Annotated in this window: 16 protein-coding genes; 3 read left to right on the forward strand and 13 right to left on the reverse strand. The window is 35.0% G+C overall.

Translation table 11 applies throughout. The features are described from left to right. Window positions 1-157: 157 nt before the first annotated feature. Both JAZ75_RS09370 and JAZ75_RS09375 read left to right on the forward strand, forming a co-directional pair. Window positions 158-694 (forward strand): RNA polymerase sigma factor, encoded by a 537-nt coding sequence (locus tag JAZ75_RS09370; protein ID WP_132841283.1) that lies wholly within the window; start codon window positions 158-160, stop codon window positions 692-694. Continuing rightward, window positions 654-1,394: a hypothetical protein gene (locus JAZ75_RS09375; protein ID WP_208701437.1), complete on the forward strand. Its 741-nt coding sequence runs from the start codon at window positions 654-656 to the stop codon at window positions 1,392-1,394. The genes JAZ75_RS09370 and JAZ75_RS09375 overlap by 41 nt, the downstream gene beginning before the upstream one ends. A gap of 6 nt (window positions 1,395-1,400) precedes the next feature. Here JAZ75_RS09375 and JAZ75_RS09380 read toward each other — a convergent pair whose 3' ends face one another. The 8 genes from JAZ75_RS09380 to JAZ75_RS09415 all read right to left on the reverse strand — a co-directional run bounded on the left by JAZ75_RS09380 (window position 1,401) and on the right by JAZ75_RS09415 (window position 9,922). After that, window positions 1,401-2,624, reverse strand: coding sequence for a carboxypeptidase-like regulatory domain-containing protein (locus tag JAZ75_RS09380; RefSeq protein ID WP_208701439.1), 1,224 nt, complete (start codon window positions 2,622-2,624; stop codon window positions 1,401-1,403). Window positions 2,625-2,768: 144 nt separating this feature from the next. Next, window positions 2,769-3,335, reverse strand: a complete 567-nt coding sequence (locus JAZ75_RS09385; RefSeq protein ID WP_132769287.1) for a nitroreductase — start codon at window positions 3,333-3,335, stop codon at window positions 2,769-2,771. 45 nt (window positions 3,336-3,380) lie between these two features. After that, window positions 3,381-4,640: a peptidase T gene (gene pepT, locus JAZ75_RS09390; RefSeq protein ID WP_021187922.1), complete on the reverse strand. Its 1,260-nt coding sequence runs from the start codon at window positions 4,638-4,640 to the stop codon at window positions 3,381-3,383. 552 nt (window positions 4,641-5,192) lie between these two features. After that, a complete protein-coding gene (locus JAZ75_RS09395; RefSeq protein ID WP_021187920.1) occupies window positions 5,193-6,002 on the reverse strand; it encodes a DUF4197 domain-containing protein in 810 nt (269 codons plus the stop codon). A gap of 184 nt (window positions 6,003-6,186) precedes the next feature. Further along, window positions 6,187-7,023, reverse strand: a complete 837-nt coding sequence (locus JAZ75_RS09400; RefSeq protein ID WP_208701441.1) for an endonuclease/exonuclease/phosphatase family protein — start codon at window positions 7,021-7,023, stop codon at window positions 6,187-6,189. 57 nt (window positions 7,024-7,080) lie between these two features. Continuing rightward, window positions 7,081-7,848: a glycerophosphodiester phosphodiesterase gene (locus tag JAZ75_RS09405; RefSeq protein ID WP_183917447.1), complete on the reverse strand. Its 768-nt coding sequence runs from the start codon at window positions 7,846-7,848 to the stop codon at window positions 7,081-7,083. Window positions 7,849-8,100: 252 nt separating this feature from the next. Beyond that, window positions 8,101-8,748: an HD domain-containing protein gene (locus JAZ75_RS09410; RefSeq protein WP_132841010.1), complete on the reverse strand. Its 648-nt coding sequence runs from the start codon at window positions 8,746-8,748 to the stop codon at window positions 8,101-8,103. Next, window positions 8,741-9,922: a class I SAM-dependent RNA methyltransferase gene (locus JAZ75_RS09415; RefSeq protein ID WP_021187917.1), complete on the reverse strand. Its 1,182-nt coding sequence runs from the start codon at window positions 9,920-9,922 to the stop codon at window positions 8,741-8,743. The genes JAZ75_RS09410 and JAZ75_RS09415 overlap by 8 nt, the downstream gene beginning before the upstream one ends. 70 nt (window positions 9,923-9,992) lie before the next feature. Between JAZ75_RS09415 and JAZ75_RS09420 the strand changes: the two genes are divergently transcribed. Continuing rightward, the gene (locus JAZ75_RS09420; protein ID WP_021187916.1) at window positions 9,993-10,367 is read left to right on the forward strand and encodes a DUF3127 domain-containing protein; all 375 of its coding nucleotides are present in this window, start codon (window positions 9,993-9,995) and stop codon (window positions 10,365-10,367) included. Between the two features lie 63 nt (window positions 10,368-10,430). Here JAZ75_RS09420 and JAZ75_RS09425 read toward each other — a convergent pair whose 3' ends face one another. The 5 genes from JAZ75_RS09425 to JAZ75_RS09445 form a co-directional block, all read right to left on the reverse strand. Then, window positions 10,431-11,423 carry an acyltransferase gene (locus tag JAZ75_RS09425; RefSeq protein ID WP_208701443.1) on the reverse strand — a complete coding sequence of 331 codons (993 nt, stop codon included), beginning with the start codon at window positions 11,421-11,423 and terminating at the stop codon, window positions 10,431-10,433. A gap of 8 nt (window positions 11,424-11,431) precedes the next feature. After that, window positions 11,432-12,601 (reverse strand): MFS transporter, encoded by a 1,170-nt coding sequence (locus JAZ75_RS09430; protein WP_132769279.1) that lies wholly within the window; start codon window positions 12,599-12,601, stop codon window positions 11,432-11,434. 86 nt (window positions 12,602-12,687) lie between these two features. Then, window positions 12,688-13,218 (reverse strand): fumarate hydratase, encoded by a 531-nt coding sequence (locus tag JAZ75_RS09435; protein ID WP_168127608.1) that lies wholly within the window; start codon window positions 13,216-13,218, stop codon window positions 12,688-12,690. Window positions 13,219-13,222: 4 nt separating this feature from the next. Next, window positions 13,223-14,620, reverse strand: a complete 1,398-nt coding sequence (fumC, locus tag JAZ75_RS09440; protein ID WP_208701445.1) for a class II fumarate hydratase — start codon at window positions 14,618-14,620, stop codon at window positions 13,223-13,225. Window positions 14,621-14,728: 108 nt separating this feature from the next. Next, window positions 14,729-15,298, reverse strand: a complete 570-nt coding sequence (locus tag JAZ75_RS09445; RefSeq protein WP_208701447.1) for a hypothetical protein — start codon at window positions 15,296-15,298, stop codon at window positions 14,729-14,731. Window positions 15,299-15,349: the final 51 nt, after the last annotated feature.

Raw genomic sequence — 15,349 nt, forward strand, 5'->3', positions numbered from 1 at the left:
TATCAAGTTTTGATTGTACGAAGATACTACAATCAATTTGAAGCGATAGAATTTCAATAACTCGATATAAAAGTGAAACATAATATTAATCTTTTCTTGATTGTTTTATGGAATTATGTATCTTAAAGCATCAATTAAGCAAAGTAATATCCCGAGCATGACAGAAAAGGAATTATTAATACAATATCGAAGTACAGGAGATCTGGATCTTTTGGGTAAATTGTATGCTCCCTATATGTCATTGCTTTATGGTGTATGTTTTAAATATTTGCACGATGCCGAAAAGAGTCAGGATGCCGTCATGCAAATTTTTGAAGAATTGATTCGGAAATTGCGCATCCACGAGGTCGATAATTTTAAAAGCTGGCTTTACACATTTTCTAAAAATTTTTGCCTCATGCAGCTGAGGAAAGAAAAGGGAACGCAGTATGTTGATATTGATGAACAAGTTGCGGTTGGTCATGATTATTTAGATGAATCTGATCCCAAAGAATGGAGCGAAAGTCAATTTGAAAAATTAGAAATGTGCATGTTGACGCTAAAACCTGAACAGGAGCGTTGTATCAGGTTATTTTATTTAGAGCAAAAGTGTTATAAAGATATCGTAGCCCTTACCGGAATAGAAATGAATAAAGTGAAAAGCTATATTCAAAATGGCAAGCGAAATCTTAAAATTTGTATGGAGAGTAAGTAAAATGGAAAATAATTATCAATTATCCAGAATTCATAACTACATCAGTGGTCTGATGAATAAAGAGGAAATGTTTCAACTAGAGAAAGAAGCATTGGAAGATCCTTTTTTGCAGGATGCAATTGAAGGTTATCGTTTGCAAAAAGGAGTGGATGTACGACAATTGAGTTTGTTGCAACAGCGTTTAAACCGCCGTGTGGAGCAAACGATATCTACTCGTAATGCCCAGTTTTATACTTGGCAACGATTGGCAGTTGGATCAGCAGCAGCAGTCATTTTTGTCGTGCTTATCGCCTTTATTTATTTTAAGAATTTTAATATAAATAAAAGTAGAACGACAGAAGTCGAGCTGAGTTCCCCTGAAAATAAGATTGCGATTGAACCCCTCTTAACTGGTGGAGATGCCTCACCGATAGAAGGATGGAATGCATTTGAGCAATATCTGCAAAGAAATGTACAGGTGCGGGATTTAGGAGGTAAAATTATCCTGAATTTTGAAGTTGATAAAAATGGAAAATTAATAAATGTTAATTTTGAAGACGTACCCAATGAAGTTCTAAAAAAGGAGATATTAAGATTAATAGACAAGGGGCCCAAGTGGCATGGAAAAAAAGGTAAATTAATTATTAGCTTTCCTATAGAAAATCCTACCCAAGCTTTCAAGCCGACACATTGTTTTGGAATTGAAGAAAAAAGTAATTAAGAAAGACTATTTATTATTTTCCTGTACAGTATAATCCAAGGGGAGCATATTGCCAACTTTAGAATACCAGGCAAAAAAACCTTCCATTGACCATTGTATAGCAGGCGTATAGTTTCCTTGATAATTTATGACAATGGATGAATCGTCATCTATTTTTAAACGAGATGATTCATCATAAGCATTGTTAGAATTGAAATAATCGAGGTCTATTTTTTGGTTCCTATTTAAGATATGAATGTAATTTTGATGGTGAATTTCCTTTAATTGATTTCCCAAGCTTCCTTTTTCAAGATCAGATTCAGTTAACTGTTTTCCTAAGACGTCATAGAACTCAGGTTGCCGCATGATATTTTGATATTTAGTCACACTATCTTTGATGATTTCTGATTGCAGTATATAAAATGAGTTCCATTTACCTTCATATTTCGTATTGACCAGTGACGTTATTGTTTTCAGTTTTTCCTGGGCATCTTTTCTTTCTAGATTTTCTTTTTTAGTAAGCTCGCGGACTACATAACCATCCTCCTGCCATTTATGTTCATATAAACTTCGTATAAAGCGCATCATGGAAAGCTGGTAGGCCACTCTTCTTTGCTTCAATATACTCTTTGTAATCCGCTTATAATCTTTAAAATAGCTAAAACCTTCAAATTGAATTGTATTTTCAGAAAAGTTCGATCGAAAACTAATGAGATCGTATGAGATCATATAACCCAGTTCTTTATTGTCTATTTGTATTGGTTCGTTCGCTATTACAGTTAATATTTTTGATGATTTATTATATCGGAATCGCAGTATATCTGGATTTAATATTTTCGTTTTTTGAGCAAACTTACTTGTTCCGATAAAGCTTTCCGTAAAATATTTACCCCACTTTGCCCAACCATCTTTTTCAAACGGGATAACACTAACTTCTTCTAGAGTAGTAATCTTACGTGTTAAATAAATCTTTACCTTTTCATAATTATTAGTAGTAATTGTTTCAAATGCGGCCTCATATCCAATATTTGAAATGACCAGTTCTTGATTCTGGATAATTTTTTGGTGCAGTTGGAAACTACCATCCTTTGCAGTACTGGTTGCAGATGATGAATTATTGATATAAACAGTAGCTCCGTGAATAGGTTGCTTAGTTTCCCGATCCAATACAACACCTTTAATCACGCTTTGGGCGAAACTTGGAGAGAATGTAAAGATTATGTATAATAAGAAGGATATGATTATTTTCATAGGCCAATTTTGGTTTAATTTACGAATATATCGTAGACTGTGAAAATAAATTTTTAAAAATTTGAGATTAAGAAGTTTAATAATAAGCTGCAATAAAAAAGGTCGACTGTTGGGTCGACCTTTTTTATTAATTAAAGAATATTTTTATTCCTCCCAACGGATTTTGTCCGCAATAGGAGATCGAACAGGTTCTCTAGCTTCTGTTTCATGGTGTCCTAAATAAAACAACCCAATGCACTTTTGATTCTCTTCTAAATTTAAGAAATTGCTTAAGTGATTGATTAATCCTGGAGTAGCCCAATAACCTCCCAATCCTAAAGAATGTGCCGCTAACCACATATTTTCAATCGCACAAGATGTTGCCGCCAGTTCTTCCCACTCAGGAACGTCACCAGTATAATTGACAATTAAAGCTATTGCAACTTTGGATTGCGTAGCCTTTTCACCCATAGTGATTTCTGTTTTTTCAAAGTATTTTTCTGGAGGGGTGACCGCTTTATAAATACGCGAAAGTTCAGTGCCTAGACGTAAAAGACCTTCGCCTTTGAAAATAGTAAAACGCCAAGGTTGCGTTCTTTTATGAGTAGGAGCAGCATTCGCCGCTTCTAAAATCGTTAAGATATCTTCTTTATTAACATCTTGATCCGTAAAATTAGCTTGAAAAACTGATCTTCGGCTCTGTATTGCTTTTAAAACTTCGTTAGATTGCATATATGTTATTTCCTTAAACGCGTTGAATATGTATGAAGTTAATGATTATTTTTCTTCCCAAAGAGATGCTACATGCAAAATTGTTAAAACAGCTTTTTGCATATCTTGTTCAGATACCCATTCCTGTTTTCCATGGAAAGCGTGTCCACCAGCAAAAATATTAGGACAAGGTAATCCCATAAAAGATAAACGCGAACCATCAGTACCACCGCGAATACTTCTGCGTTCAGCCTTCATGCCAGCCCTTGTAATTGCTTCAATTCCAATTTCCATGATTTGAGGATATTGATCCAGAATTTCCTTCATGTTGCGGTACTGTTCCTTTACTTCGAACGTATAACTGCAGTTAGGGTATTGAGCGACTATAGATTTTGCAATAGCTTCAAGCTCAGATTCATGCTTTACTAAATTAGCTGTAAGGTGATCACGGATAATAAAATGGATTTCTGCTTTTTCCACTGTGCCCGAGATATTTGTCGGATGAACAAAACCATCTTTTTTATTTGTACTTTCTGGCGACAGGCGGTCCTGGGGTAAAGCCTCTATAATTGCACTAGCAATTTTGATAGCACTTTGCATTTTTCCTTTAGCAAATCCAGGATGAACGGAAACACCATGTATGGTTAATGTTGCACCATCTGCAGAAAAAGTTTCATCTTCTATCGTGCCCGCTTTTTCACCATCCATCGTATATGCATAATCAGCAGCTAGGCGTTTAAGATCAGCTTTGTCAACCCCTCTTCCAATTTCTTCATCTGGCGTAAATAAGATTTTTATATCCCCATGCTTGATCTCAGGATGTTTCATTAATAATCGAGCTGCATCCATTATTTCTGCAATTCCCGCCTTATCATCGGCGCCCAATAGTGTTGTACCGCTCGCTGTAATAATATTATGACCGATTTGATTTGCCAGATCAGGATGTTCCGAATATTTGATGATAATACTGTTATCATCCGGTAATACCAGATCCTGACCTTGATAATCATGATGAACCAAAGGTTTAACATCTTTACCTGAGGAGTCAGGTGACGTGTCCATATGCGAACAGAAACAAATAGTAGGTACTTTTTTAGTACTATTGGAAGGGATAGTTGCATATACATAGCCATTTTCATCCATGGCTGCATCAGAAATTCCCAATGCCAGTAATTCCTCCACAAGAAGATTACCTAAATTTTTTTGCTTTTCTGTCGAAGGACAAGTAGGCGAACTTGCATCCGACTGTGTATCTATCTGTACATAACGTTGGAATCTTTCAGAAACTGAAAAATCACTGATGTTATTGATCTCGAACTTACTCATACTTTTTATATCATTAATGTGATTATGCCCTGCAAAATTACAAAAAATGTGAGCATTAGCGAATTTTGACTTTTATAGTTTATTATTTGTAAAACAATATTTTTTTTGTAAATTTAAAAAACTTAAAATTTGATTTCCAGTATGTTGCGTTTATTAAAAGCAATGTTTCTCCTTCTTTTTATCGCTCAGTTATTTTTACTTTTTAGTATGGATAATTCTATTAGACAATTGATCTATATTAGTCAATTTATATACCTTCTAATTCCGTTTTGGATTTTAATCAAGACAAAGAATCAACGAATCTTAAGAAAAGCATTTCAAATTTATCTGATTATTTGTGGGTTATATTATATGTTTTTCGCTTTAATACTAATGGCGAAACATGTGCAAATCACACCTTATTTTGGAGTAAATTTATTTGTGAAGTCTATCTTATTATTGATCGGACTTGCTACTATATACCAGTATAAAAATTGGTCCAGGCTATATTTTAGCCATATTAACAAAAGAAACGTAAAGGTGTAGACAGAATTAAAAATTCTGTCCAATACCTTATTTTTGATTATCAGCCCAGCCGAATACTTTTGATAGTAAATCCGTGTTTCGCGATCCACCAATATTTTCTCTGATCTTTAACTCTTGATCTGCTACTTTTACAAATAATCCATCGATAGCTTTTTGCGTAACGTAACCTGTTAAATTGGTTTCTACCTTTTTTGAAAATGGTAAATTGTTATAAGCAGTCGTTAATTGATTCCAGTAACCCGATACATTATTAGCCCCCATTGCCTTGTCTATAACAGGAGAGAATTTTGAAGTCAGTTCGGTCGAAGTATTTGTTTTAAAGAAAGTCGTTGCGGCATTTTGATTACCACTTAATAAAATATTGTAAGCATCTGTAATCGTCATTTTCGATAAAGAGTTGACAAAAACAGTCCCTGCTTCACTAACAGCTGTTTCCGCAGCTCTATTCATACTGCTGATAAACTGATCACACAAAGAACCCATACCTACTGCGCGAAGTGCTTTTTCTACTTTTTGAGCTTCAGCAGGCATTAAAATTTTGACTGCGGCATCTCCTAAAAATCCATCTTTTACAGAAAGAATATTAACACTGTTAGTCAATCCTTTAGCTAAAGCTTCTTTTATACCCGAAGTAGCTTCTTTCTTTGTAATATTTTTTACGACAGCCTGATTAGAGGGAACAACTTTACTCGTAGTAGTATCGCTATTTGTTTTATTTTGAGCAGATGTAGAATTTAAGATATCCTTTAACTTAGAAAGCCCTTTGGACTGAGCTTGAGATTGAGTTGCAAAGAATAATCCTGATGCAATAAGAGCGTATGATAAGATACTTTTCATGTCTTTTTTTTTGTAAAACTACAAATTAGAACGCAAAAGGAATCTAAAGTTTAACGAAGAGTACGAATATTTACCGTATTTAGAAGGGTGAGTGGATCCCCAAATGATCGTCTAACTCTTGATAAATCAAGGGAAAAGGTAGTTTAATTGCGCCGGTTTTAGACCGGCACAATATAATTCTGTTTTATAGCGATAAATCTACAATAACAGGAAAATGATCTGACGGAAATTTTCCCTGATACGTATCAGTCAATATTGCATAGTTACTTACTTTTGTTTTAGGAACAACAAAAATATGATCTATCCTTTCTTTCTGTTTAATACTTTTACCCCAGCCATTAAAAGAAGAGCTTGGTTCATAGATTCGAGGACTAACGGTATAACTATCGACCACAGTTTTGCTATTTGCTAAAGTAAAATATGCTTCATTATGTTCATCAACATTGAAATCACCTGTTAAGATTAAAGGAAGATTACCGGCTAATTCCTTTGCCTTAGTTAAGATCAATTTAGCACTTTCTTTTCTCGCTTCAACACCAACATGGTCAAAGTGCGTATTCATAAAAATAAATGATTTTCCACTTTTTTTATCCTTTAAAACTGCCCATGTGCAGATTCGTGGCAGTGCAGCATCCCAGCCTTTATTGGGTTGTTTTGTATCTGTCGCAGACAACCAGAAAGTTCCGCTTTTAATAGCGTCAAAACGGTTCTTGTTATAAAAAATTGAAGAATGTTCTCCTTTTTCTGCACCATCGTCTCGACCAACACCTATCGATTTAAAATCAGGAAGACGTTCTTGAAGATCTTTCACTTGGTCAATAAATGCTTCCTGTATACCGAAAATTTCGAAATTATGGAATTTAATCAAATTGGCTACAGCATCTCTGCGTTCATTCCACATATTACCAATATCATGATCATTTTTCTGTCTTATATTGTAGGTGGCCACTCGCATTTGCTGTGCAAGAGCACTTCCTAAACCCACAAGTAAAATAGAGAAAGCAAGAATAATTTTTTTCATTAACTTATTTTTTTATAAATGTGTTGTTCATATCTATGAACTGCTATACAAGGTTAATTATTTTTTGAGTAAAGTCTTTAAAAGCTCAGGTTCATTCGTTGTAATGTAATCAATCTTTTGACTGATCAGAGATTTCATATCATCTTCTTTATTAACTGTCCAAGCATTTGTCGTCAGCTTTAATGCTTTTGATTCTTGTAACCAGGTTGGGTTTTTCGTGAAAACACTAAGATGATAATCAATACCCGTTAAACCATCTTTTTTAATTTGATCAGGAGCAATATCGCCATTTAAATAGGCGACCTTAGCTTTAGGATCAAGTTCATGGATCTTTTTACAAGCATCATAACTGAAAGCAATATATTCAGTTACTTTTTCAGCTTTTAATTCTTTTACTAAAGCGACAGCTTTTTCAGTAGCCTCCAAGGTACGTTCAAGTCCTAGTTTATTAGTCTTCAATTCAAGAATTAATTTTAAACCTTTAAGCTTTAACCCTGCTTTGATATATTCCTCTAAAGTAGGAATTTTCTCACCATTTGGATGGCTTTTGGCCAATAACTCCTGGTAAGTAGCGGTCGCAATATCTATTCCGTAAAAATCATTATCATGATTGACAACAAGTACATTATCCTTTGTAAGATGTACATCATATTCCGAACCCCAAAGATTTAAATCCTTAGCGGCTTTTAACGAAGCAATTGAATTTTCCGGAACTTTCGTGTTTTTAAAAGCTCCACGGTGAGCAATGATTTTGGTTTGAGCATTTAATTCAGTGATTCCCATAACGGCCATAGTGGCAAGGATTACAAAAACTGTTTTTTTCATCGGATATAAATATAAAGTAGTATTCATGTTTTCTGGTATAGACGAATACTTTGTTTTACTTAGGAGTCTACGAGCTCTTTTTGTTTTAAATATAAAAAATAAGCGATCATAACCTGTTCGCATAGATTGCAATTTATTACGGGCTTAGTTTTACAGACTAAATTTAAACAAAAAAAATGGTACCTCGATAATTATCGAAAGTACCATTTTTGTGTAATTTCCGAGTTAAGGAAATATTAAGTTTTATTATTGTTATCGTTTACCTTCCCACTCAGCATAAAATTCATCTAAAAAAGAAAGCATAAATTCATGTCTTTTTTCAGCGATAGCTTGAGCTGCTTTGGTATTCATTTTATCTTTAAGCAATAAAAGTTTTTCGTGAAAATGATTAATTGTCGGTGCTTCAGAATGTTTGTAGCTTTCCTTGTCCTGATATTCTTGAACAGGGACATTCGGATTATACATTTCTCTGTTTTTATGACCGCCATAGTTGAATGCTCGAGCAACACCAATTGCACCTATTGCATCCAAACGATCAGCATCCTGAACAATCTCAAGTTCCTTAGAATGAAAAACGATTTCGCCAAGACTTGCCTTAAAAGACATGTTTAAAATAATTTTTTCAACATGTTCAATTACGTCTTTATCAACGCCTATAGAGGTTAAAAATTCACCAGCAACACGAGGGCCTATCGTTTCATCTCCATCGTGAAATTTGCTATCAGCAATATCATGTAATAAAGCGGCTAGTTCGCAAGTTTGGTAATCCGCCTCTTCCGTTTGAAGAATTAATTTTGTGTTGTTCCATACACGTTGGATATGAGACCAATCATGACCAGATTCAGCAAATTTTAATCTGTCCTGTACAAATGCAACCGTACTTTCAATAATCTTATTCATAAATTACTTTTGGTTTTTCGCGAGTTCCCTCGTATAATTCGTATTCTAATAAACGACAATCTAATTTACCGTTATAAAATTCAACTTTTCTAGAAGCCCGTAAGCCTATCTTTTTGGCAAGATCCGGATTTCCAGTAAAAATGTAACCTTTATAACCCTTGCAGTTTTGTTTTAGAAAGTCACCTACACGTTTATATGTTAATTCCAATTGACTATGATTACCAAGGCGTTCACCATATTCCGGGTTAAATATAGCAATTCCTTTTTCTTCTTGTGGTACAGTTGTGTCAGCAAAATCACAAACTTGAAAATCAATAAGCTGATCTACACCAGCAGTCTTGGCATTCATGATCGCAATATCTACCGCCTGTTGCGAAAGATCTGAAGCAATTATCTTCGGATTTGCTTTCTTATTGACCTGTTCTTTAAGATTTCTTCTTTCTTGAAAAAAGACTTCTTCATCGTAACCAATGAAATGCATAAACGAATAGTTCATGCGGTAAAGGCCAGGACGACGGTTGGTTGCGATCAATGCTGCTTCAATAGCTAAAGTACCAGAACCGCACATTGGGTTGACAAAAGATGATAGACCATCCCATTTCGTTGCAAGAATAGTACCAGCAGCAAGCGCTTCTAACATTGGTGCCTTTCCAGGGTGTTTACGATAACCGTGTTTTGCTAGCGTCTCACCGGAAGAATCGATAAAAACTTCTGCGCGATCATCTTTCCAATACAGATGTATAACAGCTTTGTTTGCATCAGAACCCGAATTTGGGCGAATGTCCTTTTTTTCTTTGATACGATCAACTATGGCATCCTTAACTTTCAAATTCGCAAATAAAGGTGTCGTGATTGTTTCGTTATCGACATTTGAAGTCACAGAAAAATAGCCGTCAAAAGCAATAAGCTCTTCCCATGCGATGTCTTTCAGTTCATCGTATAGTTCCTGAGGGTTGGACGCTTTAAATTCTTTTATCGAATAAAGAATCTGAGAAGCAGTGCGCAAATTCAAATTTAACTTAATCGTTTCATTCAAGGTGTTAAATAATTCTACACCAGTAGAGAAAGAACGTTTGATCTCGAAGCCAAGTTCTTCGACTTCTTGTTGCAAATAAGGAGAAAGTCGCTTATTGCAAGTGATGATGATTTTATTGGGGGTGTTGAAAACTTCCATAATATTTGTACAAAGTTAGTTAATCTCTTACTCAAAAAATGCTTATTTTTACGGTTTAATATTTTTGATTATGGAAATTAGAGGAAAAGTACACGAAATAGGTGCTACGCAACAAGTAACAGAGTCATTTAAGAAGCGTGATATAATCGTGGCTTACGCTGAAAATCCGCAGTTTGTTGAATATATTCGCTTTGAAGCTACTCAAGACAGAACATCAATTTTTGATGGTTTGACTGTAGGTGAAGAAATTGAAGTTTCTTTCAATTTACGTGGTCGTCCTTGGACAAATAAAGAAGGTGTAACAACATACTTCAATTCATTAGTTGCTTGGAGAGTTACTAAATTAGCAAATACTGCTGCTTCAGCTCCTGCTCCAGGTTATGCTGAAATGCCAGCTCCAGTTGATTTATCAGGATCAAATGACGACGACGATTTACCTTTCTAGTCTTACGCGAATCTCAAATATAAAAAAGCTTCAATTAGCCCTGCGCTTATTGAAGCTTTTTTATTAACCAGAAATGTATTTGCCAAAAGGAATTTTACGAATACCGTATATAAGCATAGTACTGATGGCAAGTGTAACAAAAGTTGCTAAAGGAATCTTTAAAAATGTGCCCACGGGTAATATCGGATGTACATAATTTAAAATCAGAATATGGCAGAGATATATTCCAAAACTATATTGATCGATCCATAATGCCCACTGGGGAAGTTTTAGATCACGCGATATTTTTTTGATGAATATAAATATACCGGTAGCAATCAGGAATGTATTCGGTGACAAATAACCGTATAAAAGAGGACGAAATTCATGTGCGCTTAAACTCATTTCATAAGTAAAATAAGCTGTTCCCAATGCAGCCATGATAAATAAAAACAAACACCACCATTTTATCCCCCTAAAATCTTTCACCTTCAAATAATAGCCTAAGATCAAGTACCCTGTATAACTCGAAAAAAATGTAAGATCGAATTTTGGTAGATAGGTTGAAAAGTTTTTGTTGAATATAAACAGCGTTATAAACCATAAAACTAAAAAAATCTCCAGTTCTCTCATAGATGAATGCTTTACGATCTTTTGAAGAAAAGGAATAGCAAGGTATAGACCCATGATCATATAGAGATACCAAAGATGTGCGTTCGCACCGTTTTTGAGTCTATAGACCAATGTAGAGATCAATTGGTCTATATTTAATTCCAGCACATTCGTGTTATAAAAAAAGTAAATAATAGTCCAAAAAAGAAAGGGATAAAAAATCTTAAGGAGTCTTTTTTTATAAAACTGTCCTGTATGTTCTTCTTTCGTCAGCAGGAGAGCCCCAGAAAGCATCACAAATATGGGGACAGAGAATCGAGTGAAACTATTTATCAGATTTGCATATTTCCAGTCAAACCCAGCTATATCAGTACTATTTAAGTAACCCGAAGATGCGTGTATCGCGATGACCGCAATGGTAGCAATAATTCGAAGGATACTGATATAGCTAAGTTTTTCGGTCATATTATCTGTTAGTCTGCACTTGGGATTCTGTTCTTTTGTACAAATTGAACCAAGAATACACAAGCAAGTAAAGCGCCTATAGTGGCCATTCCAACACCTACTAGAGAAGGAGTATTATACATTAAGCCATATGTAATGGGTATACCTCCTAAATAAGCTCCTAAAGTATTACCCAAGTTGAATGCTGCCTGACCACCCGCTGCAGCCAAAGTTTCAGCACCTTTAGCAGTCCGGATCAACATCATCTGTGTAGGTGGACCTATTGTAAAAGAAACCAAACCCGTAATAAAGGCCATAATGTATGCTGACCATTGAAATGGTGAAACAAAATAAACAAAGACTAAACATATCGCCATAGCACTAAAACTAGCAATAGCCGCTTTTGTCGGAGAGATGGTATCAGCCATTTTTCCACCCAATAAATTTCCAAAAAACATACCTATACCGATTAAAATCATAATAATAGGCACACGATTAGGGTCAAGTCCAGATACATTTGTAACCAATGGAGCAATATAGCTGATCCAGGCAAAAAGACCTCCAGTTCCGATTGCAATAATTGCCATCAGTAGCCATGCTTCTTGCTTTTTGAAAAAACTTACCTGTGCTATAATATTGTTTTGTTTAGAAGATTCAATTTTTGGTAACCAAAGATAAATCATTAAAAATGTCAGAAGGCCTAGTACACTGATGACACCATAGGTAATGCGCCAAGAGTAATGATGTCCGATATATGTTCCTAAAGGCACACCTGCTAAATTAGCAATCGTCATACCTGTAAACATAATCGATATTGCCTGCGCCTCTTTACCTTTAGGAGCTAATCTAGCTGCAACAACAGAACCTACACCAAAGAAAGCTCCATGTGGCAAACCGGACATAAATCTGGAAAGTTGCATGGTAAAATGGGTAGGAGATATAGCAAATAACCCATTAAAAATGAAAAATAGAACCATTAAAAAAAGTAAAACGTTTTTAGGAGGGTATTTTCCAGATAATAGTACTAATGTAGGGGCACCAACAACAACACCGATAGCATAAAGTGCTATTAAATGGGCAGCTGTTGGAATATCGATATTTAAGTCTTTTGCGATGTCTGGTAAGATTCCCATCATAGAAAATTCTGTCATTCCTATAGCGAGACCTCCAAATGCCAATGCAATAATTCCTTTATTCATATTTTTTTGCTCAGATAGTGACGAGCGTGTCGTTAATGATAGAAAAAGCCATTTAAAAAATTAAATGGCTACACGTTTATTCTTTTTTATTGCCAGCGTTTCTGCGGGACACAAATTACATCCTTTGTTTTACGTAATATGATAGGACGCTGATCATATTTATTTTCTAATACTAGAGAATCTTTAGAGTGGAAAGCAACTTTAAACCTTGGTAAATATTGACCTTGGCGATAGCACCCAGATACTTTTTGTTTGCCATTTTCTTTGACGTATATACCATCGACAATGACACTGTCACCACGTACAACATAAATACCTTTAGCATATTCGATCCAAGACCCATTATTGTAACAGCTATCTGATATCTGCTTTGTTTTAGCATGGACATACATGCGTGCATAAATGGAGTCACAGGTAAAACGGAAATCTGTGAGCGTATATTGCAACATTTGATCTTGGTCGGCAATACTGTCTTGTTTCCATTCCCCTTGCAAATAACCAGCACCCTCAGATTGCATTTCCGAATTGAATTTGCAACTTCCAAATAGCAAAAGCATACCCATTGCTAAAAATAGGTATGCTTTGATATTTTTTAATTTATTTAAAAATGGAATCATAGCCTTATTTTAAGCTACCTACCATTTCTTCAGGTTTTACCCACTCGTCAAATTCTGCAGCAGTTACATATCCTAATGCAATAGCCGTTTCTTTTAATGTCGAGTTATTTTTATGTGCTGTTTGTGCAATTTCTGCCGATTTGTAGTAGCCTATTTTAGTATTCAAAGCCGTTACCAACATCAAAGAGTTATCAACTAATTCTTTAATACGAGCATAATTTGGTTCAATACCACTTGCACAGTGCTCTTCAAATGATACACAAGCATCTCCGATTAATCGAGCTGATTGTAAAAAGTTAGACGCCATTAAAGGTTTGAATACATTCAATTCATAGTGACCTTGAGTACCACCGATAGTAATAGCTACATCATTACCCATTACCTGAGCAGCAACCATTGTTAAAGCCTCACATTGAGTAGGGTTAACTTTTCCAGGCATGATCGAAGAACCAGGTTCATTTTCAGGAATAATAATTTCACCAATACCAGAGCGAGGACCAGAAGCCAACATGCGGATATCGTTAGCAATTTTATTTAACGAAACTGCTAATTGTTTTAATGATCCGTGTGATTCAACAATGGCATCATGCGCAGCTAAAGCTTCGAATTTATTCTCAGCAGTAATGAAAGGATGACCAGTAAATTCAGCGATATATTTTGCTACCAGAACATCATATCCAGCAGGTGTATTTAATCCCGTACCAACTGCAGTACCACCTAATGCTACTTCTGCCAAATGCGCTAAAGTATTTTTAACAGCTTTGATACCATAATTCAACTGTGCTACATAGCCTGATAATTCTTGACCCAATGTTAAAGGAGTTGCATCCATTAAGTGAGTACGGCCAATTTTAACAACATTCATGAATTCAGCAGATTTTTTTGCTAATGTATCACGTAGTTTTTCAACACCAGGAATTGTTACTTCAACAACTGCTTTATAGGCCGCTATGTGCATTCCAGTAGGGTAGGTGTCATTAGAAGATTGTGATTTGTTCACATCATCATTCGCTTTTAACACAGGCTCACCTTCTCCAATTTTGAAACCAGCTAATACCTGAGCACGGTTTGCAATTACTTCATTTAAATTCATGTTAGATTGAGTTCCCGAACCTGTTTGCCAGATTACCAATGGAAATTGATCGTCCAATTTACAAGCTAAGATCTCATCACAAACTGCAGCAATAGCATCACGTTTCTCAATAGGTAATACACCTAATTCAGCATTAGCATAAGCAGCAGCTTTTTTCAAGTAAGCAAAACCTTCGATAATTTCATGTGGCATAGATGCAGCAGGACCAATTTTGAAATTATTGCGTGAACGTTCTGTTTGAGCACCCCAGTATTTATCTGCAGGTACTTGAACTTCACCCATGGTATCTTTTTCTATTCTAAATGACATAGCGTTTGATTTTTTTTAATATAACAAAGTTAAGTAAAAATATAGAGAACAGGCATTCAAACACTTCATCTTAGTAAAATTTGAATGTCATAGTATCTTCAAATGTTGTTAACCATTCAATCGTTTGGTTAATTGTTCATTGATATGATGGAAAACTTGAATTGGTTTTAAGGTACGCCAAGAAAGATCATTGAGGTTTCCTCCAAAATTGATATAATAATCAATATTATTTTGCATAAATTCTGTGATGACATGTGTCCTAAAATTAACAGCAGCTATCCAACCATCATCAATATCCTGAAACCATTCTTCATAATAAGTATCATCTGAAGCATGAAAATTAAGAATATTTTCACCAATTAATATAAAATGATTAATACCCGAAGCGATCATCAGATCAATCACTTCACGCTTCAGGATCATAATGTCATTATCAATGGTATCATTCCATTCGCCAATCAGTTCGATGATGCAAAATTGCTTGTCATAGTCTACAAATAGGACTTTCAAATATAAAGTATGTGAACCAAAGTCGTCCCACTGGGGGTGTAAAAGGAAATTATAAATCTGTTTGTCGTATTCAAATTCATTATATATCGTTCCGTAAAAAGGAGACTGTTCATCTTCCGATGCGATATAATCATGTCTCCAATTGTAAAAAGGTTCAATTTCGTGCATTTTGGCAGATTATTTGATTGTTACAAACACAAAGTTGAGAAAACTTTCACA

Origin of the sequence: Sphingobacterium sp. UDSM-2020, from assembly GCF_016132525.1 — a bacterium.
GTDB classification, from domain to species: domain Bacteria; phylum Bacteroidota; class Bacteroidia; order Sphingobacteriales; family Sphingobacteriaceae; genus Sphingobacterium; species Sphingobacterium anhuiense.